This window comes from Tersicoccus phoenicis, assembly GCF_001968835.1.
GTDB lineage: Bacteria > Actinomycetota > Actinomycetes > Actinomycetales > Micrococcaceae > Tersicoccus > Tersicoccus phoenicis.
This window is the reverse complement of record NZ_MRDE01000001.1, coordinates 1-313: the sequence shown is the minus strand read 5'-3', so window position 1 is coordinate 313 and position 313 is coordinate 1. Positions and strand designations below refer to the sequence as shown.

The window sequence follows — 313 nt, the reverse complement described above, 5'->3', positions numbered from 1 at the left end:
CACTCAGGGCCTTCGCCGGCGCCGCCGTGGACAGGGCCCGGACCAAGCGGCTCACGGTCGGATCCGATGCCACCGGCCCGAACACAGCCGGCTGGGCGCGGAGCCGGTCCACGTCGGCAAGGCAGTCCCCACCCATCGCCAGAGACAGGGCCAGATCGGTGACGATCTTGCCCGGATCATGCACGGCCAGCGGTTTCCGCCACGGTCCGAGCACGGCGGACAGCCCCGCACCGAGACCCGAGGCCTGGACAGTGCGGGTCAGCAGGAGCCCCCCAGCCTCGGACACGATCCCGGCACCTGCGCCATCGACGCG

General features: G+C 72.5%; 1 protein-coding gene. It reads right to left on the bottom strand.

Annotated features, from left to right (window positions below; translation table 11 throughout):
- Window positions 1-313, bottom strand: a 313-nt coding sequence (locus BKD30_RS00005; RefSeq protein WP_173892961.1) for a transposase, incomplete at both ends; no start/stop codon positions are given.